Below are 23,820 nucleotides of genomic sequence, written 5' to 3'. Positions count from 1 at the left end.
AATCCCCCTGAATCCCCCTTTAGAAAAGGGGGACTTTGCCGGCTATTTGACTTTGCGATATATCCGCAAGCACTCTGTCCCAAGTTGGCGCCTGCCCTGAACTTATCAGAGACTATCATGGCTCCACGGACACAAGATGATCAGACACGATATCGAGAACTGCCTCCAAATTCTCAAAAACATCTCTATCCGAGAATCTTATTACTTCGAAGCCCAAGTGTTCCAGATACTTCTCTCTAACGGCGTCTCGCCTTAGGCCTTCATCGGAATAATGCTGCCCGCCATCGATCTCGATAATGAGATTCGCTGCCGGACAATAGAAGTCCACAATATAGTTGCCTATATTCTTTTGCCTGTAGAATTGATGGCCTTTTAGCTGTTTTCTCCTGATCTTTGCCCAGATACGGTTTTCAGCGTCGGTCATATTCCGCCGTAAGGCCCTTGCAAAACATTTTAGTCTCTTATTGAACGGGAGCATGATGTCAAAAGCCCCCTCCTACAGGAACTGACTTGCCGGGGCATTCCCTTCTGTAACAGTATCAAAGGATAAGAACTAATCTACCAACAGAGTCCCCCCTTTTGTGAAGGGGGGGCAGGGGGGATTTTTGATACAAAACTCTCAAAATCCCACTAATCCTTCTTTATGAAGGGGGGTTTTAATTGTCGTCTCACTCTCGGATGAGCCTGCAAGCAGCAGGGCAGCCCCCAAAGTCCAGAGAAGTTCCCCCCAATAACGCGATCAGTTATTTTCGGTGTTGTCCTTTCCCAGCACTATTTCGTGCGGACTGCATCCCGAACACTCTGAACTTCCGCATTCGCTTTCCCATTCCTGGCAAATCTCATTTTGACGCGCGGGTCGAGCTTCGATAATCTCCAGATCGTACTGCAGTGGGAATCCGGACAAAGCATGATTGCAGTCGATGACAATCGTATCTTCCTTCACTTCCCGAATGGTTCCCACATCGGGACCTTCGTCACCGCAGATGACCGAGATCTGCATGCCATTGTACGGTTCCATCCCCTGAGGAAAGTGAAAATCCGCTTTATTCTTCTCAAACACCAGTTGATCGTATCGAGGTCCGAAAGCTTCTTCCGGAGGCACCGTAAACGAAAGCCGCTCACTCACGACATGCCCCATGAGTCGGTTCTCCAAACCCGGAATGACTTGCTTGAAACTGGTTATGAAATCCATTACTTCCGGTTCTACAGCTCCTTTGATAAAAGGACCGTCAGGGACTCGAACCCGGTATCGTATCTTTACGTAACTCTTTTCTCCAATGCTATATTCGGCAGTTGCTGACATGCACTTCCTCCGTCAATCGGTTTGACTCATCGCTCATACTGACTAAATCAGGCAGCAGAAGACCTGACCCTGCAGCGCCACTCTCGATCGATCTTCACTAGGGGTTATCGAATCGAATGCTCAACGGCATAGCCTGACTATTCTCTCATCCAACATCTGACCCGACTGCCGGAAGACTTGGCTTCCAGAGCAGGAGGTCGCTTACAAATCTCTTGTTCTTCCGGGCACCTGCCTCTGAACGAGCAACCCTCGGGCAGCATTCGCAAATCAGGCACCATTCCGGGAATCACATGCAACCTGCTTGCCTCTCGTGTTGCCTCATCAATTCGTGGAACGGATTTAAGCAGCCCAATGGTGTACGGATGCTGGGGGCTGGCAAAAAGCTGATTCACCGGGGCTTCTTCCACGATTTTTCCTGCATACATTACAGCCACTCTGTCGACCATCTCCGCGACGACACCGAGATCGTGAGTGATCAGGATGATGCCTGTTCCGAGGCGATGCTTTATCTCATTCATCAATTCAAGTATTTGAGCTTGAATTGTCACATCCAGAGCGGTAGTGGGCTCATCCGCTAGCATCAGCTTGGGATCGCAGGCAAGAGCCATAGCTATCATTACACGCTGCCTCATACCACCGCTCATTTGATGCGGATAATCCTTCGATCTCTTTTCAGGTGACGGAATCCCCACCTTTTTCAGCATGACAATTGCCGCATCCCGTGCCTCAGATTTGCTCATGTTCCGATGGACACGATAAACCTCTCCTATCTGGTCCTGGATACGAAACACGGGATTCAATGAAGTCATAGGCTCCTGAAAGATCATGGAAATCCGGTCGCCTCTGACTTCTCGCATTTCCTCTTCAGATAGGCTGAGAAGATCGTGGCCTTCAAAAATGATTTCACCTTCCACTATCTTTCCGGGATCGGAAACCAGACGCATAATGGACAACGCGGTGACAGTCTTCCCACAGCCGGATTCGCCGACGAGTCCAAGGGTCTCCCCTTCCTTGAGGCTGAGGTTAATTCCGTCAACTGCAACGGCAGTTCCTCCATTGGAGGCAAAAATCGTTTTCAAACCTCGGATCGAAAGTAGTTCCTGAGTCATGAATGGCTGTAGTCCTTATTAGGAAATCTCACGAACATCTGAGCTTTCCCCCTGGAGAATTTTCCGCGGCATAAAGAATGTTTCGGGATTTCAGTTGCTCGATGACTTCTGAAGAATAATTTAGTTCTTGAAGATTTTCAACTTCGCCTTCAAAGAAGGAAGAATCGGACTAAATCATTGAAAATGTTAGTGCGATTGTGGCATGCTATAGAGCAAGGGTACGATTATGATCGTTAAAACGCTTCAGCGGTTCTTTCAGGGAAAATCCGCCCTGATGTATCTCATCTCCAGCGAAGAAGATCGCGTTGAGCGGCTCCTTCGTGTGGCAGCAGACCAGGCCGGTTTGAATTCTGCACGGTTTCTTACGTGGTCCTGCGTGACAAGCTCGAATGGAGACCGGTCATCGGAGATCGTTCCTGACCCGGTTGCCTGTCTTTCGCATTTCGTCGCTCTACAAGAGAATGCTGTCCTGATTTTCAAAGACCTGCATCTCCTCATAGAGGAGAATCCACAGTTGATACGACAGCTCAAAGAGTGTTCGGTCGAACTGCGGAATAGCCGCAAGAAGATTTTCTTCGTGAGTCCGCGGCTCGTATTACCCGACGAGCTGATCCCTTTTTTCAAGATCGAGGACGTTCCACTTCCCCGCTTCGATGAACTCCTGAATATTTTGAAGACAGTAATTCAAGGCCATCCCTCATCCGAGTCGCTGAAGAAATCACTCACCCGCGATTTGCGAGACAAAATGGTGCGAGCTGCCTCGGGTTTTACTGCAACAGAGGCGTCAGATGCTTTTGAAACTGCGCTTTTAAACCAGGAATCGATCACGTTGAAAGCGGTTGACGCAGTCTTGGAAGAAAAGGAGGCACTCGTCAGAAAAAGCGGAGTCCTCGAATACGTCAGCACCAGAGCAGGCTCATGGCAGATCGGTGGACTTGTCAATTTGAAGAAATGGCTGAATGAGAGGAATCGCGCATTTTCACCGGATGCCGCAAAACACGGGTTGACTCCACCCAAAGGAGTCCTTGTCATGGGAATAAGCGGCTGCGGAAAGAGCCTCTGCATAAAAGCCATTGCTTCTCAATGGAAACTCCCGCTGTTGCGACTCGACATGGGAAAACTGTATGACGGGCTCGCAGGTCAGCCGGAAGAAGCGATGCGAAATGCTATCAAGACAGCGGAAGCAGTAGCTCCTTGTGTTCTGTGGATTGACGAAATAGAAGCCGGGATTGCCAACCAAAACCAGAAGCAGGCTGGCGGCAAAGAAGCACGCGTCCTTGCCCTCTTTCTCACATGGATGCAGGAGAAAACTTCTCCTGTTTTTGTGGGAGCAACAGCAAACGAAGTCGAAGTCCTACCCCCGGAACTCATGAGAAAAGGCCGATTCGACGAGCTATTCTACATGGGACTTCCATTAAAGGACGAGCGTCTTCAAATACTGTCGATACACATGAAAAGAAGAAAAGTCGATCCGGCCCGTTTCGACATGGAATACCTGGCCGAATCGACTGAGGGGTTGAACGGAGCTGAAATCGAACAAGGCGTAATTTCAGCAATTTTCGAAAGTACTTCCAAGAACGTTGAGTTGACGGAGCATGTACTGGCAAATTCGCTGCGAAGTATCGTTCCGCTCTCCAGAACTATGAGAGAACGTATCCAAAAGATCGAGGCATGGGCGAGGGATCGGGCTCAAAAGGCTTCTCTGGAAACACTGTGACCGTGCTTTTCCCGCTCGATACAGGACGGGAATCGAACCGATAAATGAGGCAATGACATTTGCCCGATATTCGGCGCTCCAGGCCGCGGGTGCATTCAGGCAACCGGAACACCTACTTTGAAATATATTTTCTGAATCCAGGCAACCTGCGATAAACTGTAGTCGGTCACCCCTCTCAGCACCCGAACATAATCGATCCTGTCAGGCTCGTGCGTCCCAATAGTACCAGCTTTGTAGGCACTTACGGCGCAGAGACTCGAGGCAGGTCTTCCTCTCTATTTTCATGTGCATTTGGAGGGCTTATTAATGTCCCACTTATGGGATAATTTTCGAATTCGTCTGGTCATTCTTGTCATCCTGGGAGTAATGCCAGCTCTTTTCATCGTGTATCTCAGCGCTCATCAGCAGCGTCGCGTAGCAGCGGGATACGTTCAGGAAAGTGCATTGAGACTCGCCAGCGATGTATCCAAAGATCAGAAAATGATGATCGAGATGACCCACAGGTTTTTACGGGACTTGGCCGAAAATCCGTCGGTGAAGTCGTTCAGCATTCAAGCATGTTCCGCCTTATTCAAGGATTTCTTTGATTCGCGTCCGTTCATGTTTTACGCCAACGTCGCGTTAAGCGACGATCGAGGGAATATTGTCTGCAGCGCGTTGCCGGTGAATGATATCGTGAATGTAAGCGACCGCCAGTATTTCAAATTTGCCATAGCAGAAAAACGATTTTCGGTGGGAAGTTTCCAGGTGGGGAGAATTTCCCATGCGAGGACCATCGGCTTCGGGTACCCCGTTATCGGTGAAGGAGGACAAGTGCGCGGAGTCCTGATGGCATCCCTGGATCTGTCCTGGTTTAACCACCTTGCGGCAGCCGCAGATCTCCCCGCCGGAGCGACTCTGGCCATAGTCGATTCCAACGGCACTATCTTGAGCAGATACCCGGATCCGGAGAAATGGGTTGGTACTGCCGCTCCGGAATCCGAAGTGGTGCAGACAGTGCTTTTAGAACGAGAGGGAGTGGCCGAAGCCACAGGCATCGACGGCATCAGGAAATTGTATGGATTCAAACCAATGGGAGGACTCTCGGAAGGTGGATTTGTTTACGTGGGAATACCTCAGGAGCCGGCATTTTCCAAAGTGGACCGAATGCTCTCTCAGAATCTAATATTAGTCGTGTTGTCGGCGATACTTGGTTTGATCTGTGTCTGGGCATTTGGATACGTGTTTATTATGAGAGGACTCAATTCGCTGGCTCTTGCGGCTCGCCAGATTACTGAGGGCAATTTGGATACTCGCATTCCTGCGAAAGCCGTCAATGGAGAAATAGGTCGGCTCGCGCTGGCATTCGACCAAATGGCAGAAGCACTCCAACGCAGAGACGCGGAGCACAAGCTTTTGACCGAACGTATCAAGAATGAAAAGGATTTTTCGGACTTGTTGATTGACAGCCTTCCGGGAACGTTTTTTCTTTTTGACGAACACGGTTCGTTCCTCCGCTGGAATCGTAATTTCGAGAGAGTGACGGGATATTCCCCTGCAGAAATTCTGCAATTACAGCCTTCCGATTTCTTCCAGGGCAATCATTGGGAAAGCGTCCAAGAGACAATTGAAACTGCATTTGCCACGGGAGAAGCCATGATGATCCACGCCGATTTCGTGGACAAGAGTGGCATGACTTATCCGTATATATTTACAGGCCGTCGTCTCAAGTTGGACAATCGAATGTGCCTCCTGGGAACCGGCCTCGATGTGTCCGAACAGAAGAAATTGGAAGAGGAACGCAACAGACTCTTTAGTTTTTCCGTTGATATGCTGTGCATAGCAACTTTTGACGGGTTCCTAAAGCAGGTGAATCCGGCATGGAGCAAAACCCTGGGTTGGTCGGAAGCCGATCTCATGAACCGTCCTTTTGTCGATTTCTTGCACCCCGACGATAAAAAGAAAAGCATAGCCATGTTTGAACGCCTCTCATCCGGCGAAACAGTGCAGTTTTTTGAAAACCGGGTGCGTTGCAAGGATGGTTTTTTTCGGTGGATTTCTTGGAATTCTTTTCCCTTGCCCCAAGAAGGATTGGCTTTTGCCGTAGCGCGTGATGTCACATTAGTCAAACAGTCCGAAAGAGAGGTTGCTGAACTGCAGGCGCTTCTCTCTGCGGCAATCGATCAGACTCCGGCAGGTATCCTCATTGCCGATGCTCCTCACATGAGCATCCGTCTTGCTAACAACGCTGCCATGCATATTCTCGGAGAAACCGTCAAAACTCTCTCGGATTCTTCCTATTGCCACTGTTTCCCCAAATGGGGAATGTATCATCCTTTCGGAGAGCCCTTCACCGCAGAAGAATTTCCACTCACTCAAGCCATATTGCAGGGCAAGATCTCCAAGAATGTTGAGGCAGTCATCCAGCGTCCGGACGGAAGGTCCCACTGGATTCTTATCAATGCTGCTCCGGTACTGACTAATGATGGTGAGATTACCGCGGGAGTCGCTGTTTTCTCCGACATTACAGAACTCAAGAATGCCGAAGCTGAGTTGAGAAGATCTGCAGCCAAGTACAGACGTATCCTGGAGACCATCGCGGATGGTTATCATGAAGTGGATCTGCGAGGAAATCTCGTGCTGGTGAATGATTCGATGTGTGAAATCACCGGGCATACTCGAGAAGAACTCCTTGGAACAGATTACCGTCAGCTCATGGACGAGGAAAATGCAAAGCGGGTCTTTGCTGCGTACAACCGAGTTTATAGGACTCAAGAACCCAATACGGCATTCGACTTAGAAATCATCAGGAAAGACGGCCAAAAACTGAATGTCTCTATTTCCATTTCCCTGATACGAGAGATGAACAACAAGCCAACCGGATTTCGAGGTATTTTTCGGGATGTGACCCAGGGCAAAAAGATGGAGGAGCAACTACGGCACGCGGTTAAAATGGAAGCGGTGGGCCGCCTTGCCGGTGGGATTGCGCATGATTTCAACAACATTTTGACTGCGATTATGGGATACGCCACCATTGCATCCACCCTTGTTGAGGCAAGTACACCGGTTCGAGAACGACTGGAGCAGATAACAAAAGCTTCGCAACGGGCAGCCGATCTTACGCGTCAACTCCTTGCGTTCAGTCGAAAACAGATGCTGGATGTAAAAGTTATCGACTTGAATGAGGTGATTTCAGACCTGGAAAAAATGCTGAAGCGCCTCATCGGGGAAGACATCGAGTTGAATACTCTTCTGAATTCATCAGCGGCGCAAACGAAAGCAGACCCGGTCCAAATCGAACAGATACTGATGAATCTCGTTGTCAACGCAAGAGATGCCATGCCGCGGGGTGGAAACCTGACTATCGAGACCAATACTACATTTCTGGATGAGAATTACTGCAGAACCCACCTTGACGTCGAACCGGGCCATTACGTCGTTCTCAGTGTAAGTGATTCCGGCAGAGGAATGGATGCGGAAACGCTCAAATGCATATTCGAACCTTTCTTCACCACGAAAGAAAAGGGCGCAGGTACCGGGCTGGGACTTTCTATGGTGTACGGCATCGTGAAGCAGCACAAAGGCCACATCAACGTCTACAGTGAACCGGGAAAAGGGACTACTTTCAAGATTTATCTGCCGTTTATGAGAAACATGGTACAACCTGCAGCACAAAGAGCTTCGGAGATGTCTCAGCCCCATGGAACAGAGACGATTTTGGTCGTTGAGGACGAGGAACTCGTGTTGAATTTGGCGAGCGAAGCACTTGAGATGCTGGGGTACACAGTACTGAGGGCCTCGGACCCCATAGAGGCAACAGCCAAATCGTGTGCTCATCTCAGTCATATTCATCTGTTATTGACGGATGTGGTTCTCCCCAACATGGACGGACGAAGCCTGTTCAACGCACTGTCTCCGACCAGACCCGGCATGAAGGTCCTCTATGTATCCGGATACACGGAAAATTTCATTGTACACAGAGGCGTCCTGGACAGGGGAGTTCATTTCATGCAAAAACCGTTTACCGTGGAAGTGCTTGCACGAAGAGTTCGCGAAGTGCTCGACGGAGCAACTGAGATTGTATAATCGAAAACAACTCGGAACATTCTGGACACAAAATATATCAACTGATATGAACAAATGATGCGAACGGATGACTGCGGAGTACTCGCAATCATCCTGATCCGCCGCTTTCCAAGAGGATACGGATATGGTTGGTTCAACAGGCAGGTGCGTTTTCTGTGGGATCGTCAAAAAGGAAATTCCCGCGGAAATTGTATACGAAGACGAGTTCGTTGTTGCATTTCGAGATGCAAATCCAGCCGCACCGGTCCACATACTTGTTGTTCCGAGAGAACATATACCGACATTAAACGACATACCGCTGGGAAATCCGGTTCTTTCTCATATTGGATCTGCTGTGACGCGAATTGCCGAGGACTTTGGCGTTGCCCAGAGCGGTTACAGATTTTTCATCAATGTGAACAGAGGTGGAGGACAGGTTATATTTCACCTTCACGCTCATCTGGTTTCCCGGACAGGTACTGGCGAAAAAATAGCAAAAGGTGACTGAGCTCTCATGACTGATTGTATATTCTGCAATATCATTGCGCGTAAAATACCTGCAAAGATAATCTATGAGGACGAGCAGGTTGTTGCCTTCTGGGATGCGTATCCCGCTTCTCCCATTCATCTGTTGCTTGTTCCGAAAACTCACATTGCCACATTCAATGACATTCCGGAGGAAGATCAGATCCTCACGCATATTGGGTCTGTTGCCCGCAAAATCACACGCGATCTAGGGATAGCTGAATCAGGATATCGTGTTTTTATAAACGTGAATCGAGGTGGGGGCCAGGTAGTATTTCACTTACATGCACATTTGGTTTCCGGAAAAGATCTGGGGACCGTTTTCTTCAGCCTGGCAGTAGCGGGCGCTATTTTGTGGCGCAAGATAGTCAATACGTTTAGTCGTGGCAAAAAATTACTGTTGTAGATTTCATCCGTTCAGATTTGTCCCAAAAGGGACCGATATCTCTTAACAATTCTACCCCAGATAGCAGAAGCCCATCCTGCCGCGCTCTTCGTACGAGTCGATCAAAGGCAGCCAAATAGTAAATATCGTTCCGGTTTTATCAGATTTCACACTGATCGACCCCAGGTGATCCTCTACGATTTTCTTGCTCACGGTTAAACCAAGACCGGTTCCGTGCTGTTTCGTAGTATAGAAAGGATTAAAGACTTTCTGCATAGCTTCCGGAGGAATAACCGGCCCGCTGTTGCGAATCTTCATCTCGAAAAAGCCGGCGGACTCCAACGAACCCGCTTTTAGAGCTTTTTCGCTTGGTATAGAGACTCCTGTGTGAAGCTCAATCACTCCTCCCACAGGAGAGGCTTCAATTGCATTGGAAACCAGATTAAGAACGAGTTGTTGAAATCTTCCCGGGTCGAGCGGAATCTCCCCGATCTCCGGTCCCATTTGAACATTGAGGAAAAGCTGCTTGTCCTTAATGCGGCTCTCCATTATGCCTAAAATATATTCTATTAGGTCGTGCGGATTCATCGTCTGAAGCTTCAGCCTGTCCCTCTTGGTGAACTCGATCAACCGATCGAGAATCTTCTCGAGCCTTTGAATCTCCATTACGATGATACTTGCGTATTGTTTTTGGCGTTCGATGTCCAGAGCTTCACCCGAATCGAAGTGCCTCGCCATTCTCCGGGCAAATCCCCCGACAATTGCAAGCGGTTGCCTCAACTCATGGGCAACTTCGGCAGTGTGTTCTTCGATTGCCTTACATTTTCCGGACTGAACGATGTGTTCGTACAATTCGTCGATAATTTTGATTTTTTCTACCAGAGCTACCTTTGACGCCTTCAGATCTTCTTCCAGCTTGCGTCTGACAGTTCTGTCTCTCATCACACCTTCATAACCGATGGGCACGTGATCTTCACCAAAAGAGGCTTTGCATCTGATTCTGGCAAATTTCCGGGTCCCCTGGGAATCCATGACAGCGACGTCCTCGTCCCAGATATCATCTTCGGCAAGTTCAAGAATCGTGTCCACGAGCTCTTTGTCTTCAGGCGCGATATAATTTTTCAGCGGAGTTTCCAAGATCTGCTGCACCGGATACCCGAGTAGTTTCTCCACCTGCGTATTTACAAAGTTGAAGTATCCATTGCGATCCAATGAGAAGATTACGTCAGGGACTTGCTCCACAAGATTTCGATAGAGACGCTCGGAATCTCTCAACCATGATTCGGTATTCTTGCGATGTGTAATATCTATGGTCAGTTCACTCGCTCCTATGACCTTTCCGGCACTATTCCGTATGGGCGTTGCCGTGTGTTGCAGCCAAATGGGTTCGCCGCTTTTGTCGATCCTCATGCGTTCTGAAATCGCGCGTTCTCCCCCTTCGAAAACTATTTTCACCGGACATTCCGGACATATTTCGTCCGAATTCGCCATGAACCGATGACACGTGTTGCCCACCGGGTCGCCGAAAACGTCTTTCAGATAATCGTTGGCATAAACAACATGGAACTCGGTATCCAGTTCCCAAAACATCTGTCCCGCGGAGTCCAGCAGTTTTCCGAAACGCTCTCTCAGCGATTTGGTCTCCACACTTATCTCCATACACTACACGCAGCACCGGTCCGGAAACAGAACCTGTTCCCGGTTTTTCTTAGCCAAAACCGAGCCACTCCTCTGAGATGCCAAGCATCTTATGCAATTATCATCATTCTGTGCAGCCATGTCCAGTCTATTCCGTAAGGCACCGGTATCAAGAGAGAATATGTTGAATTCCGCGTTCAGGAAAACGTCTCGACCCTTTATGTCGATCCGATCCTGCGGTTTCGGACTTCCGGATTTTTCGAGAGTGAAGAAAACTTGTTCAGTATGCTTCTGAGCCGTTTATCATCCTTTAAGGTATATAACAGATTCTTTTCATCCGATGTATCGGTTTCTATGCGTGAGACATATTTTTCGGCATTCGATCGCAACGCATTTTCCAGATGATGGTAAACCTTGTTTTCATCATTGAGCGCCAGATAGCACTTGGCCATGAGATAAGACCCGAGGCCGCGATCTTCATCACGTTCGTATTTTTCCAGATTCTGTTGAAATTCTTCCGCAGTGGTCAGGACTTTTCTGGCACGGTCGTAATCGTTCAGAACAACGAAAGCTTGTGCAATGAAGATGAGATAGAGCGGATTTTTGTCGAATTCTGCCGCAGCTTCTTTGTAGTAACCGAGTGCGGCCTGAGGTTTGCCTTCGGAGAAATACAAGTTTCCAATGTTCGCAAGCACCTTGGCTCGATCCTGCTGAGAGCCGGTGTATTTTAGAGCTTGTTCGAAATTCTTCATAGCATTCGCGTAATCACCAATATTCTTGTAGCAGACAGCGAGTCCGTTAAAACCGAAGAAGCTCTGGGGCTCTTCTTTGATGTGTTCTTCGAATGCCTCTATTGCGGACTTGAACTGACCTTCCTTTGCCAGGCGTATACCTTTGTCTTTTGCCGATTCCTGAATGGTGCTGGGAATTCCGACAAAGACTTTGTCCAATTCGAAAGGCATGCCGCTGCGTACGTGCTTCTTTCCGCAACCTCCGGCGATGAGCAGTACACAGACCGCCACGAGACCACCGGTCAGTGATGGGCGAAACCACTTTCGTACAAATCGATAGAGGACGGTAATATGCCTTTTGCGCCTCAAGTTCGTCTGCTTTCGCTTGTCTTACGCGTCGCCTGGACTGCGACGATACTGGTCAGTTAGGCCATATTTAAGATCAGATTTCAATATCTCGGTTGTGACCTTCGAACGTTTGTCCGGTTTTGAACAAAAAGCTTGTCTTATCGTGCCATGATAACATTTTACCGTTATTTTCATGTGGAAAATAATGGAAAGTTCCTTCAGAAGCCTCCATTTGTGCAGAAACATTGACAAATGAGTTAATTAGTTATAATATTTTGGAATTCTAAGGTAGTCATTGAGCGCGTCTTTCTTTATGAGCGATCAGGAAAGAAAAATTGTATCAGTCGGTTCACGCCTGTCGAAGTTTATAGGCTCGAAGTCCACGCGCGAAAAAAGGCTGCAAGCGGCAGCAATGCAGGCTGAATTCACTCTTCGCGACACACTGATAATACTCTGTTATCTCAGCAGAGATCCCGATACGGAAATATCTTCGCAGGCTCGGAAGAATTTGATCCCCGCAGCACGAAATTGGTACACCCGACCGGATCGACCGGAACTTCCCGAGCCCATCCACGAAATCGTAATAAAGGTCATCGAAAAGATCGGACTCGGTGAAAAGGCAGACAAGCCGCTCGCAGAGTTCGAATCGGTCCAGGGAAATATCGGGCTTTTGGGCCTCGGCGAGATCATACAAGCAGTCGACCACAACAGCCGTACTGTTTGGATAAAGGTCAAGGGACCGCAGGAAACTGCAACGGTCTTTACGGAAAACGGTAAAGTCGTCGGCGCCACGTACCTGGACTACGATGGCATGGATGCGCTGTATCAGGCTTTCGGCTGGATCGATGCGGATTTCGAATATGTCCATGCCGCTCCTGGTGATTTCAAGAACCGGATCAAAGTCAATACCCTGAATCTCGTAATGGACGCTCTGGAACATGCACCGGATGAGGATCCCTACGAACGGGAGATCAGCCGGACATGGCGTGTAAACGGCCATTTGAAAGTGATGAACATCTTCGAAATTGCTGAAGTGTTCGAGATGAATGCGAAGATGGCCATGTGTCATCTGAAGCAGGCGGGAGATGAAGGTTTTCTCTATTTTAAGAACGGGCGTATCGTCAATGCCCAATTGGCGGGCATGACAGGAATGGATGCAGCGTGCCATCTTCTTGCCTGGCCGAATGCCACATTTGTAATCCAGCGAGGTGGTGAGGGGGTCGAAGAAGTCATTCATGTCGGTATGCAAAACCTCATCATTGAGGCTATGCGTCTCCTGGACGAAGGGGTGACCGTCAGTGACAAGGTTGCCAGTGAACTCGCCATCATCGACGAACTTTTCGAGGGCAAAGATCTTTTCATGTTGCCGGTCCTGGACAAAGTCCGGCTCGTGTTCAGTGACGATCAGAAGGCTCGGGAATCCCTGGAAACTGATTCCAATCCCCTGGTCCGAAAAGCCATCAAGGTCAAGATTTCCAAAACTGTTCATAAATACATCAGTGCTGCGACCGAACATGATGTGAGACTCCGGGCTGCTCAGGGTAACGTGCCGGTGAGCACCACGGAAAAGCTGGTTCTGCTCAGTTATCTTTCCCACGACGAATCCCAGGCGGTCCGGGAGGCAGCCAAGAAGACTCTCGCGTCTCTGGACATTCCCACGTACAAAAAAGGGTTCGGGTCCGACCTGCATCCATCCGTAATGGACTTCCTGGTACGGGAAACCATTCGAGACGAATCAGTGATCGGATTCGCGTGCGCATCCGAGAGCATCCTCGAAGAAACGGCACTGTATATCCTTGATAATTGGAAGAATGAAGAGGTCTATACTCGGCTCGCCGAGAACAAGAAATTGTTGGAAAAGAGTCCGGCAGTAGCAGAAAAGCTCTTCGGGGTGGTGACAGATCCGAACTTAAAGCGGCAAATAGAAAATCTTGAAGAGGCCATACTTTCCGGTAAAACCGATTTCAAGGTAGAAGGTCCTTTGGGGCTATTCGGCCTTCTTGGAATCACGAGATCCGCGCGACACGGCATGAGATCGGGTACCATCGTTCTGGAGTCTCCCTCCCTGTCGGGAAAAGTGTTCCTGAGGAAAGGCCGACCGATTGGAGCAACCTGGGGCGATCTCACGGGGATTTCTGCTTTGAAGGAGATGCTGAAAACAACAGGCATCAGATTCCGCTATGTTACAAGAACCTGTTTTCACCAGGAAAACATGGATGCCTCTGCGGCTGAAGAGCTGCTGGAAATGACAACGCCTGCATTTGATCCTCAGGAGATCGAAGGGACCGGTCGGCTGATTGTCGGGAGTCTCGGCGTAATGGATATTTTTGAAGCGCTTTCAGCTCTGGAAGGCACCCCTGTTCCCGTAATGATGTCCGTTGTCTGTGAAGAAGGTTCCGGGGAAATTTACCGAGACAAGAGCAGAGTGCTTCACGCCCATGTCAGCGGAAAAGAGGGGTCGCTCCAATCTATGGCGGCTCTTGTTTCATGGAACGGCATACGTTTTCTGATTCGTCCGGCAGATCCGGGTTTTCCGGTTTCGCTGGATAAGACGCTTCTTGACTTCTTTACTGAGGCAATGAAGCTCATACCCAATGAAATGGCAAGCGTGCCGCGGCCGGGTGAACTGCCGGAGTGGGAGCTGTCAGAAGCGGAATTTGAAAGTCTGTACAACAAGATACTCAATATGGGGGTTGCAGAGAAAATAAAATTGGCTCTCATGGGGTCGAAAGAGGCAAGAGATATCCTCGTACGAGATTCGAACAAGATGGTCGCCGTAGCGGTTGCCAAGAGTCCAAAGCTTCAAGAGTCGGAAGTAGAGACAATTTCCAAGTCCCGTCAGGTGTGTGAAGAAGTGCTCCGGCAAATCGCAGGAACAAAAGAATGGATGAAATCCTACACTATTAAGCTGAATCTCGCGAGTAATTCCAAGACCCCGATCCCCATAGCCATGAAGCTCTTGTCCCAAATACGGGAGCCGGATCTGCGAAAACTGGCAAAGAGCAAGAACGTCTCGGCGGCAATCTCGACCCAGGCCCGGCGCCTCGTAGAAGCAAAAGGAGACAAAAGTTGAGCGGCACTAACTTACCGTTTTAAGGAAGTTTTCCTGGATCTTTGCAGTGCGAACGTTCCAAGAACACTTCACGAAGAACGGTCTGCAATGTATGTTTAAGTCACAATAATTGGCCGTATACGATTATAGCCTTAAAAAAAACGTTATTTTATGGTAAAGTCTCGTGCACACCTAGGATCACGGAACAGGCTTTTTTTATGTAATGTATTTTTTTGTTTCCAGAGGAATGGTTCCATTGATCAGCACAGGGTTTGAAATTGTCCGTTGATGAAGGTCAATGGCATGAGAGCAGTGAGCGAAAAGGATGCCTGAAATGACGTCTCAAGATAGTGCGTATCAGGATATTTTTAAGGGGTCCGAAAAAGTAGAAATCCTGGGCAAACTTCCATCTTTGTTGTGGGCCTACGCAGAGGCCTGCCGAAAATTCCTGCAGGAAGCCAGGACAACAGCTAATCAGCAGGAATATATGGATAAAATTTCCAAGCTGAGATCCATATTGGAGGCAGCGGCTGATCAGCTCGGTAATGATGACCTGAAAAGCAGAGTGGTAGAACACGCCTCTTTTCAGAATCGATTCAGCTCAGGCAAAATGAACTGGGAAGAGTTGGAGACTGTCCTTTCCGCCGAAATACAGCAGATCGAGCAGCTTGCAGGTCCCCGGCGGGACGTATCCTCAGACGCGCTCCTGGAAAGAGCAATGCTGGATAAAGAACTCGAGCGGGCAGAAAGAATAAAGACAGGACGCAGTGCTGACATCATTGTCAGTATAGACGTTCTTGAAGACGTGAAACAACTGCTCAATCGTGAAATTATCACTGAAGGCATCTCTTCCGTGCTTATTATCGATAACGCAGGATCGCTTATATGCACCGTTGGCAACAAAATACAATTGGATGTTGTTTCACTTGCAGCAGTTGCTGCAGCCAATTTCGCAGCCACTGAACAGATTGCCCGCTTGATTGGAGAACGCGATTTTGTGCTTCTTTTTTACAAAGGACACAATGAATCGTTTCATTTCAGTCGAGTCGGCACGGAATATATCATCGTAACTATTTTCGATAACCAGTTATCCCTGGGACTCTTGCGATTAAAGATCTCCGAAGTTTCTCAACTGCTGGAAGAGAAGCTTCCTAAAAGGGAGATTTGAGTATGGCGTTTATAAATAAGAGCGCAAAAGAGATTCAAGTCAAAGTGGTTTACTACGGTCCCGGGAGATGCGGCAAGACCACTAATCTCTTGTACGTGAATCAAAAAATGAATGCTCAGTTCATGGGTAAAATGATATCCATCGATACCAGAGGTGATAAAACGCTCTTCTTCGACTTCCTTCCCCTTTCCCTGGGCAAAATCCGCGGATTCAACATCAGGGTTCAACTTTATACCGTCCCAGGCCAGGTTCTATACAACGAGAGCCGCAAAATGGTGTTGAAAGGGGTTGATGGTGTGGTCTTCGTTGCTGATTCCATGGAAGTTCAGGCGGAAGCTAATAAGGAGAGCCTCCAGAACTTGCGAGAGAATCTGGCGGAAGACAATCTGGATATGGATGAACTGCCCCTTGTGCTGCAATTGAATAAACGCGACCTGGAAGGCAGTGTCATACCGGTTATGGCAAGAGAAGCAATGGAAGTAGATTTGAATTCTATGCTGAAAAATCCTGCACCTACGGTACTTGCGAGCGCTCTCCAGGGTCCCGGCGTATTCGAGACTCTACGAGAAATAAGCAAGATTACGATTAAATCTGTGCATCACAAGCTCAAATCCTCGTGAATCCGAAGAGTGAATCTATGGCAAAAGTGGTGGACGAAGATCTGGATGCCCTTATCGATCAGGCGGTGGACACATTCTTTGTAGAAGCCCCGACTGAAGAAGAGGCATTTGGCGGAGTATCTCCCGGAGGGACGCGGCTCGATGAGGAACCGAAAGCTGCTTCTCCCAAGAATGCGCCCCCCCCGGGTTATGGAGGTCCGTCGCTGGATGAAGCCGTAGACAGTCTTTTCGTCAGCTCTTTTGATGAGACTCCCGAACGTCCGTCCTCCAGCGTAATCACATCGGGTGACGATGAAACGGACCGTGAGATCGATCTTGCAGTTGAGACTCTCTTCGTTGAGGAGCCTGATAGTCCTCCACCGGAAACTGCGCAATTGGAAGTGGGCGAAACTGAATTGCCCGATGATGAGGATTTCCTGAGGAATGTCGAGGCGCATGCCCAAAGAAAGCAATCTGCAGCTTCACGCGCAGTGCCGTCCAAACCGGATCGGCACGAAAGCCAGACACCGGAACCCTCCTACGACGATATAATGGCGCAGGAAATTCAGCGACACATGCAGTCTATTCTCAGTGACACTGTGTCGGAACCTGCACCGACACCAAAACCGGTTCAAAGACAGGCTCCAAAACCAGCACCGAAACCGGTTCAAAGATCGGCTCCGAAACCAGCTCCAAAACCGGCGCCCAAACCTGCAGCGACGTCAGAAGTCACACGAACTATCAAGAAGCAGCCGGCCAAAACAGCGCACGTGGCACAGCCACCGGTTATCGCGCCGGAACCTCATGCAGTACGGGCTTCATCACCGGTTCGCAAACTCCAGGAAGCAATCCTCACTCTTGAATGGGAAATTTCCAGGCGCTCTATCACCGTTCTTGCCAGCGAAATTGAGAAGATGCGTCTGAAATTTCAGGATGATGTCACCGTCGATTTTGCTGCACTCTCTATGAGAATAGTACTTGAATATGTTGTGAAGCGTATGTCGCGTGCTCACCCCGAATCTATTCGTTTCTTGCTCGAAGTTTCCGATTACCTTGACACGAGGCTGGCCGAATCCGACGAAGATCCGCTTGCATCTTTTCACTTCATCTTGATGCGATATGAGCAATATAAATCCATAGTGCGTCGAGCCGAAGGTTTGCCCGATAACAGTGCGGCCATTCTGAATCAACTGCAGATTAAGGACCCCGCAGCTTTCTACAAAATGGTCGATCAGCAAGCAAGGACAATCTCCAGGGCGGGTCGTTCTCTTGCGAGCAGAATGAATCGTGCTGAAGATCCGGAAAACCTGATCCGTTCTTTTAGATTCCTCGTGAATCGATCGGTGAATCGAATCCTGGAAAACACGCATAAAGGTAAGGTCAAAAAAGTAGTTAAGAAAAAATAACTGCGGCTCCCGGTATGCCGCAATAACCTCGAGATTTTGGAGATCGATACCGAACATACTCTTCCTTATTTGGCAATGAGTTCATCTTGGCTGGAATTTTGGGAGAGGGTCAGGAGAGCCCCCTATGGATTCATGGGAGAATCGAAGACAGGCTGCAAGAAAATACATGCTCTTCAGGATTCCTGCATATGATGCGGAAACTCGGCGCTTTTTAGGACTCGTCCAGGACATAAACGAAAAAGGTGTTCAGCTCTTTGGGGTGAGAGTTGACGAGAACACCACGAAAACCCTCGTTATTCAGGCATCGGACTACCTCAAGAGTTCTCCTTTGTATCTGGAGGTCATCTGTCGCTGGACCAGAAAAGAGAATTCCAGAGGCTATTATGTTTGCGGATTTGAAATCGTTCGCATCAGCGAAGAAGCCAGAAGAAACCTTTCGAAACTGATCGAATTTGTGACTCTGGGATAACCGAAGAATGCCTGACCATGTTTAACCTGCTTATACTCAGACCGGACGGCCAGGAGATAGCCCAGGAATTTGTGGGTGATCAAACAATTGTGGGGCGACACGAAAAGTGCGACCTCCGTCTGGTAGATGGAATGGTATCCCGAAATCATTGCCTCATTCTCCAGGAAGGCAAGAGATTTGTTGTCAAGGATCTTGAAAGCCGGAACGGAACCTGGATAAACGGTCGAAGAATCAAGAATAGACGCACGGTAAAAAGTGGAGACGTAATTCAGGTGGGTCCTTTTCGGCTGCTTTTCCGGCCGGATTCGCGGGAAAAGGTCAACTTTCATGCCCAAACCCTCGACATGAAGGCATTAACCTCCGATCAACCTTTTGTGCATCGAAATGAAGCCGAAATTGTGGTGAAACCCCTGGGTATGATCACGAACTATCTGTCGGAAACGGCGGGTACGGTCGAGCGTATTCCTACAAAAGTCAGGAGAGAGCGTCTCAACAGAAATCTCCTCACGCTGTACAGAATTACCGAAGAACTTGTTGCTACGAAAGATTTGAACGAGATTCTAGAATATTTGATGGATCAGATTTTCAACATTTTCAATCCATCCCAAACCACTATTTTACTTCGCGATAGAGATGAGATCCCAATCCCGATAAAACAGAGGTCTACCGAGGGCAAAGGGAATATCAGACCGATTAGCAGCACAATCGTCAACCGGATTCTAAAAGATCGCGTCGCCATACTCACTGACAATGCCCTTGAAGATCCACGCTTCGAAATGGGCGAAAGTGTGATTATCGACGGGATACGATCTGTTATGGCGGCCCCCATTTGGGAAGAAAGGACTATTTTGGGGGTCATTTATGTGGACAGTTTGGATGTCGTCGGCGGGTACCAATCGGAAGATCTTGACCTGCTCACAGCAATCGGTCACCAGACCGCATTGGCGATTCAACGGTGGAAGCTTACGGAACGCCTCAGGGAAGAGGCAGTCAAGAATGCCGTGATTCGTCAAAACCTGAGCAGATTCCATTCCGCGCAGGTGGTTGACCTGATTCTCGAAGGCGCTGCCGATCTCGCAGTCAAAGAAACCGAGGCTACCATTTTCTTCTGCGACATCGTGAGCTTTACTGCCCTGTGTGAAATATGTTTGCCTGTACAGTTGCAGGAAGTTTTGAACTTATTCTGTAAGTGTGTAAACGAGATTATCTTCAACGAACAAGGTACGCTGGACAAGTTTATCGGTGACGGCGCAATGGCTATTTTCGGGGCACCTTTGCCTCAAGAAGATGCTCCTGCTCGTGCAGTTCGAGCAGCATTGAGGATAAGAGAAAAGCTCCAGAATGCAGTTCAGTCCTTACCGGAGCATCTGCGTTTCAGCGTGAGATATGGGATAAACACCGGACCTGCAATCGTCGGCAATTTCGGTTCGGATGAACGTATGGATTACACAATCTTGGGACATGCAGTGAACATCGCTTCGAGAATTTCTCAATCGGCCGAACCCGACCAAATTCTTATCGGACAGGAAACGTACGATCAAATTGTGATGAGCGATCTGTTCCAATTGCAGCGAGCAGGCTCCAGGCTGCTCAAAGGAGTGAAAGGTAAATTCCGATTATATGAGGTAGAGTCTTTTATCTCGTGATTACAAAGACCTGCCAAATTTGATCCAATCTGTTGACTCGCAGTGCTTCAAGCCTCTTCAAAGTCTCCCTGAACTTATCCTGCATATGTGCTATGGTGAAAACAAGAAATGAACGGAGGAGATGATGCGTCGCCTGAGTCTGCCGCTCTTTTTCCAATTCCTGGTGTTCTTGCTGGTTAAACTTTTGGAAGCAGCGCTGTGTGCTTTGCCCGAGCGGGCAGCCAATGCTCTGGGGCGTTTTCTGGGCAGGTTGGGTTACGTACTCTTTCCTGACCGGCGCAAAGCTGCGATAGAAAACCTCACCATCGCATTTGGCAAGGAAAAAAGCCGTGACTGGATCGTACGCACTGCTCTGAAGAGCTTCGAGCACCTTGGCTTGCTGGGAGTGGAATTTTTCCGGATTCGTCAATGGTCTGAAGAAGAAATGGCATCTCACATTCTCCTCAAAGGAAAAGAAGCATTCGATCTGGCGATGCTTCCCGGAAACGACGGAATTGTACTCCTCAATTCCCATTTCGGATGTTTTGAAGTCAGTGCAGCCACGATAAAGCATCTGGGCGTTAGATTAAATCTGGTGATGACTCCCCTGAAGAATCCGTTCATCTCACGGTACATGTTCACGAGAGCGGGAAAGCACACGGGCATACGCACGTTTCCTCATAAAGGTGTCGTGAAAGAGATGATCTCGCGGCTTCACCAGGGTGAAATGCTCGCCTGTCTTGCCGATCAGAGAGGTGATGCGGAGCGAGGGATCTTTGTGAACTACTTCGGTACCCCGGCTCCGGCAAACGAGGTCTTCGCCAAGATGGCCATAGAAGGCAAAGCTCGCATTCTGCCTCTATGCACGTACAGGCTTGAAGACGGTCGATATCAGAGCATTTTCGGGGAGGAAATCCATTTACATCTGACCGGTGATGCTCGTCAGGACCTGATAAACGTCAGTCAACAATTCCACGACAAATTTGAGGAATGGATAAGGCTGGATCCTACGCAAGCTTTCTGGGTACAACGAAAATGGCGGCGGAAACAATCCCGCAGACGTAAGAAATTGGCGAAAACCTTGCAATCGAAGCCTGCTTGAGAAACGGGAAGTTGGCTGGAAAACACCTGCAGACGAGAATTGAAGACTCCTGCATGACCATGAGAGGAGAATTCTTCTGAAACTGAAGGATATCGGCGAATTTGGGTTTATCGACCGCATTGCCCCGTTGGGTAGCATCAGATCGGATGGGGTAATCAAAGGGATCGGAGATGACTGTGCAGTCCTATCCCTGGCTGAAGACAACTATCTCCTTGTCACGACCGATATGCTCGTGGAAAAAGTTCATTTTCTGTTGGAATGGATATCGGCTGAAGAACTTGGAGCAAAGTCCCTGGCCGTAAACCTTTCGGACATTGCAGCATGCGGCGGAAAACCGCTCGATGCATTCATCAGCATAGCCGTACCCGATCATATCGAGATTGAATGGCTCGACGGGTTTTACCGCGGAATGGCTGAAATGGCCCGAGGTTTTGACGTGAATCTCCTGGGCGGTGATACAACGCGATCAGCGGGACATCTGGTCATAAACGTGGCATTAACCGGTATGGTCCACCGCACGGAACTGCTGCTTCGGAGCACCGCAAAACCCGGAGATGCTCTTGTGCTCACCGGTCCCCTGGGCGCATCGGCTGCCAGTGTCGATCTGTTGCGGCACAAAAGGATATTTCCGGAAGAAGTAGAAGCACCTTTGATCCAGGCCCATTTCAGCCCCAGACCTCATGTGCATGAAGGACGATTTCTTGCCCGTTCAGGTGTAACGACTGCTGCCATTGACGTGTCGGATGGTTTGTCTTCCGATCTCAATCACATTTGTGAACAGTCCAAAGTCGGAGCACGTGTTTACGCTGACAAACTGCCTGCACTCCCTGCCCTGCTTACTGCGGCTCAATTGATGAACAAAGGTCCTCTCAAGTGGATTCTTCACGGTGGAGAAGATTACGTGCTTCTGGCAACCGTCAAGCGTGAATCCGTGAACGCACTTCTCCAGGAAGCAAACAAAGAAGGTATTGTGCTGACCGTCATCGGAGAGGTGACTGACACCGGAAATGCGGAACTCGTAAAGACCGACGGCACGGTTAACGCGCTCTTCCCCCGCGGATGGGATCACTTCAAATAGAATTCTCATTCGGATACAAGACTTTTGACTACCGTTCTCGTATATACAAAGACCTAATCTCTTAAAAAGAACCATTCCAAGGAATGAGGTGTACCCCCTCAGTCAAGACAAAAAATGGCCTTTTGGGCAATCGGGTGTTTCACACCATTTCGCAGTTGTGCACATAGAGCAAGTGTATGAAACAGTGTTCAATTGCGAAAGGTACTTTTTGACAATCGGTAGGTGCCGTGCCTCCGTGCCGGCACATTTTTCAAATATAAATCAACTAGTTCGGGCCGGCAGGGACGCCGGCCCCTACCGTTCATTTAACGCACAATGTGTTCAAAAGGTCAGAAATTATGTCATCTGCTATAAGATAGCGAAGGCTGGGGTGTCCTGAGCGGAGCGATCACGGCTTTGCGCCGTCCGGAGCGAAGGATACCTCGAGTCTCCCAGATTATGAAAAGAAAAGCGAATTGAGGTGGACCCCTCTGTCAAGAAAAAAAACGGTCTTTTTGTAAGCATTCAGTTACGCGTGGAAAAGGGTTCTATAGCCCCGAAGGGACTACTATTGGCCCGCCCTTTCAGGGCGCAGAATTCCTAGTGCCCGCTTACAACTGAATGGTTACGTCTTTTTGTCTTTTTAGCAGTCGCGTGTTTCAGTCAGATGCTTCTCGAGAACGTTCGGACTCTCTGTACTCCAGGATATCACCTGGTTGACAATTCAAAAATTCGCAGATTGAATTCAAGGTGGAGAGACGAATACCTCTGACCTTGCCGGTTTTGAGTAGCGATAAGTTTTGCTCTGTTATTCCAATATATTCAGCCAATTCTTTTGATTTGACTTTGCGTTTGGCGAGCATTACGTCCAGGTTGATTATGATGGACATTTTGATTCCTAAACAATAAGCTGCTGATCTTCTCTGAGTTTTCTCGCTTCCTCCATTACCCAGGAAATGATGAGGACAACGATGGCTGTAAACACTCCAGCCAACTCCCCTGAGTTGATACCTACTACCAGCAATCTCTGGCCTGGAGGGTTCTCTAGGGTAAGGACAACGCTCAGAATCGAATACCGGACGATGTCACATCCCACCCAGACTAGCAGAGTCCTCCCCAGGCTCCTGAAACAATGGACATTTCGTTCAGTAAAAATCAAACCGTTTTCGTACAAGCCAAACAAGTCTCTCAGCCTTAGCAGGCCGTAAATTGTTGCGGCCAAAGGAATCAAGTCAGCCGAGAATGCCAGGAGACGAGTCAGGCCGGAAAGGTCATGATCCACGCGAACAGGCAGGGGAACCATCCGCAACGATGAATAAACCTGGTTAAAGAAAACCCAAAAAGCTGCAACTACAAAAGGTAGGCACAAAATCAAGCCACTACAAGCCAGTCTCAATTTGCGACTTATCACTGCAATGCGTTGAGTGTTCTCCATGTGCTCTTCTTTCCCGCAAGTGAATCCACAATTTCGGATTCAGCGACATTCAGACATATCGGCATTGTTCCGGGAAATTATTGCCGGGCATCATTTCCGGGATGATC

19 protein-coding genes are annotated in these 23,820 nt (G+C 48.8%); 12 read left to right on the top strand and 7 right to left on the bottom strand.

Translation table 11 applies throughout. The features are described from left to right. Positions 1-115: 115 nt before the first annotated feature. The 3 genes from DESTI_RS07020 to DESTI_RS07010 form a co-directional block, all read right to left on the bottom strand. Positions 116-478, bottom strand: a complete 363-nt coding sequence (locus tag DESTI_RS07020; protein ID WP_014809270.1) for an endonuclease domain-containing protein — start codon at positions 476-478, stop codon at positions 116-118. A gap of 261 nt (positions 479-739) precedes the next feature. Beyond that, positions 740-1,303 carry an FKBP-type peptidyl-prolyl cis-trans isomerase gene (locus DESTI_RS28540; protein ID WP_014809269.1) on the bottom strand — a complete coding sequence of 188 codons (564 nt, stop codon included), beginning with the start codon at positions 1,301-1,303 and terminating at the stop codon, positions 740-742. 137 nt (positions 1,304-1,440) lie between these two features. Then, positions 1,441-2,412, bottom strand: coding sequence for an ABC transporter ATP-binding protein (locus tag DESTI_RS07010; RefSeq protein WP_014809268.1), 972 nt, complete (start codon positions 2,410-2,412; stop codon positions 1,441-1,443). Between the two features lie 226 nt (positions 2,413-2,638). Between DESTI_RS07010 and DESTI_RS07005 the strand changes: the two genes are divergently transcribed. The 4 genes from DESTI_RS07005 to DESTI_RS06990 all read left to right on the top strand — a co-directional run bounded on the left by DESTI_RS07005 (position 2,639) and on the right by DESTI_RS06990 (position 9,104). Beyond that, entirely contained in the window at positions 2,639-4,129 is a 1,491-nt protein-coding gene (locus DESTI_RS07005; RefSeq protein WP_014809267.1) for an AAA family ATPase, read from the top strand. 306 nt (positions 4,130-4,435) lie between these two features. After that, a complete protein-coding gene (locus DESTI_RS28535) occupies positions 4,436-8,194 on the top strand; it encodes a PAS domain S-box protein (protein WP_014809266.1) in 3,759 nt (1,252 codons plus the stop codon). A gap of 124 nt (positions 8,195-8,318) precedes the next feature. Beyond that, positions 8,319-8,681 (top strand): histidine triad nucleotide-binding protein, encoded by a 363-nt coding sequence (locus DESTI_RS06995; RefSeq protein ID WP_014809265.1) that lies wholly within the window; start codon positions 8,319-8,321, stop codon positions 8,679-8,681. A 6-nt stretch (positions 8,682-8,687) separates the two neighbouring features. After that, positions 8,688-9,104, top strand: coding sequence for a histidine triad nucleotide-binding protein (locus DESTI_RS06990; RefSeq protein ID WP_014809264.1), 417 nt, complete (start codon positions 8,688-8,690; stop codon positions 9,102-9,104). Positions 9,105-9,155: 51 nt separating this feature from the next. Here DESTI_RS06990 and DESTI_RS06985 read toward each other — a convergent pair whose 3' ends face one another. Then, a complete protein-coding gene (locus tag DESTI_RS06985; protein ID WP_014809263.1) occupies positions 9,156-10,730 on the bottom strand; it encodes a PAS domain S-box protein in 1,575 nt (524 codons plus the stop codon). Between the two features lie 209 nt (positions 10,731-10,939). Continuing rightward, positions 10,940-11,743 (bottom strand): tetratricopeptide repeat protein, encoded by an 804-nt coding sequence (locus DESTI_RS28530; RefSeq protein ID WP_014809262.1) that lies wholly within the window; start codon positions 11,741-11,743, stop codon positions 10,940-10,942. A 370-nt stretch (positions 11,744-12,113) separates the two neighbouring features. Between DESTI_RS28530 and DESTI_RS28525 the strand changes: the two genes are divergently transcribed. The 8 genes from DESTI_RS28525 (at position 12,114) to thiL (ending at position 22,299) form a co-directional block, all read left to right on the top strand. After that, the gene (locus DESTI_RS28525; protein ID WP_014809261.1) at positions 12,114-14,873 is read left to right on the top strand and encodes a DUF4388 domain-containing protein; all 2,760 of its coding nucleotides are present in this window, start codon (positions 12,114-12,116) and stop codon (positions 14,871-14,873) included. Between the two features lie 313 nt (positions 14,874-15,186). Next, complete coding sequence (locus tag DESTI_RS29765; protein ID WP_014809260.1) at positions 15,187-16,020, top strand: roadblock/LC7 domain-containing protein; 834 nt, start codon at positions 15,187-15,189, stop codon at positions 16,018-16,020. Between the two features lie 2 nt (positions 16,021-16,022). Next, positions 16,023-16,640 (top strand): GTP-binding protein, encoded by a 618-nt coding sequence (locus DESTI_RS06965; RefSeq protein WP_014809259.1) that lies wholly within the window; start codon positions 16,023-16,025, stop codon positions 16,638-16,640. A 17-nt stretch (positions 16,641-16,657) separates the two neighbouring features. Further along, on the top strand, positions 16,658-18,025 hold the full coding sequence (locus DESTI_RS30635) for a hypothetical protein (RefSeq protein WP_014809258.1): 1,368 nt from the start codon (positions 16,658-16,660) through the stop codon (positions 18,023-18,025). Positions 18,026-18,149: 124 nt separating this feature from the next. Next, complete coding sequence (locus DESTI_RS06955) at positions 18,150-18,494, top strand: PilZ domain-containing protein (RefSeq protein ID WP_014809257.1); 345 nt, start codon at positions 18,150-18,152, stop codon at positions 18,492-18,494. Positions 18,495-18,511: 17 nt separating this feature from the next. Beyond that, entirely contained in the window at positions 18,512-20,140 is a 1,629-nt protein-coding gene (locus DESTI_RS06950) for an adenylate/guanylate cyclase domain-containing protein (RefSeq protein WP_014809256.1), read from the top strand. 124 nt (positions 20,141-20,264) lie between these two features. Beyond that, positions 20,265-21,221: a lysophospholipid acyltransferase family protein gene (locus DESTI_RS06945; protein ID WP_014809255.1), complete on the top strand. Its 957-nt coding sequence runs from the start codon at positions 20,265-20,267 to the stop codon at positions 21,219-21,221. Between the two features lie 49 nt (positions 21,222-21,270). Next, positions 21,271-22,299: a thiamine-phosphate kinase gene (gene thiL, locus DESTI_RS06940; RefSeq protein WP_083846649.1), complete on the top strand. Its 1,029-nt coding sequence runs from the start codon at positions 21,271-21,273 to the stop codon at positions 22,297-22,299. 638 nt (positions 22,300-22,937) lie between these two features. Here thiL and DESTI_RS06935 read toward each other — a convergent pair. Continuing rightward, entirely contained in the window at positions 22,938-23,168 is a 231-nt protein-coding gene (locus tag DESTI_RS06935; RefSeq protein WP_014809252.1) for a helix-turn-helix domain-containing protein, read from the bottom strand. An 8-nt stretch (positions 23,169-23,176) separates the two neighbouring features. After that, the gene (locus DESTI_RS06930; RefSeq protein WP_014809251.1) at positions 23,177-23,713 is read right to left on the bottom strand and encodes a DUF2975 domain-containing protein; all 537 of its coding nucleotides are present in this window, start codon (positions 23,711-23,713) and stop codon (positions 23,177-23,179) included. Positions 23,714-23,820 lie beyond the last annotated feature (107 nt).

The organism is Desulfomonile tiedjei DSM 6799 (assembly GCF_000266945.1).
Taxonomy (GTDB): domain Bacteria; phylum Desulfobacterota; class Desulfomonilia; order Desulfomonilales; family Desulfomonilaceae; genus Desulfomonile; species Desulfomonile tiedjei.
This window is presented reverse-complemented; position numbering and strand designations above follow the sequence as displayed.

Coding starts and splice junctions, on each gene's coding strand:
- DESTI_RS07020 (WP_014809270.1), bottom strand. CDS start 478: ATGCTCCCGTTCAATAAGAGACTAAAATGTTTTGCAAGGGCCTTACGG.
- DESTI_RS28540 (WP_014809269.1), bottom strand. CDS start 1,303: ATGTCAGCAACTGCCGAATATAGCATTGGAGAAAAGAGTTACGTAAAG.
- DESTI_RS07010 (WP_014809268.1), bottom strand. CDS start 2,412: ATGACTCAGGAACTACTTTCGATCCGAGGTTTGAAAACGATTTTTGCC.
- DESTI_RS07005 (WP_014809267.1), top strand. CDS start 2,639: ATGATCGTTAAAACGCTTCAGCGGTTCTTTCAGGGAAAATCCGCCCTG.
- DESTI_RS28535 (WP_014809266.1), top strand. CDS start 4,436: ATGTCCCACTTATGGGATAATTTTCGAATTCGTCTGGTCATTCTTGTC.
- DESTI_RS06995 (WP_014809265.1), top strand. CDS start 8,319: ATGGTTGGTTCAACAGGCAGGTGCGTTTTCTGTGGGATCGTCAAAAAG.
- DESTI_RS06990 (WP_014809264.1), top strand. CDS start 8,688: ATGACTGATTGTATATTCTGCAATATCATTGCGCGTAAAATACCTGCA.
- DESTI_RS28525 (WP_014809261.1), top strand. CDS start 12,114: ATGAGCGATCAGGAAAGAAAAATTGTATCAGTCGGTTCACGCCTGTCG.
- DESTI_RS29765 (WP_014809260.1), top strand. CDS start 15,187: ATGACGTCTCAAGATAGTGCGTATCAGGATATTTTTAAGGGGTCCGAA.
- DESTI_RS06965 (WP_014809259.1), top strand. CDS start 16,023: ATGGCGTTTATAAATAAGAGCGCAAAAGAGATTCAAGTCAAAGTGGTT.
- DESTI_RS30635 (WP_014809258.1), top strand. CDS start 16,658: ATGGCAAAAGTGGTGGACGAAGATCTGGATGCCCTTATCGATCAGGCG.
- DESTI_RS06955 (WP_014809257.1), top strand. CDS start 18,150: ATGGATTCATGGGAGAATCGAAGACAGGCTGCAAGAAAATACATGCTC.
- DESTI_RS06950 (WP_014809256.1), top strand. CDS start 18,512: ATGTTTAACCTGCTTATACTCAGACCGGACGGCCAGGAGATAGCCCAG.
- DESTI_RS06945 (WP_014809255.1), top strand. CDS start 20,265: ATGCGTCGCCTGAGTCTGCCGCTCTTTTTCCAATTCCTGGTGTTCTTG.
- DESTI_RS06935 (WP_014809252.1), bottom strand. CDS start 23,168: ATGTCCATCATAATCAACCTGGACGTAATGCTCGCCAAACGCAAAGTC.
- DESTI_RS06930 (WP_014809251.1), bottom strand. CDS start 23,713: ATGGAGAACACTCAACGCATTGCAGTGATAAGTCGCAAATTGAGACTG.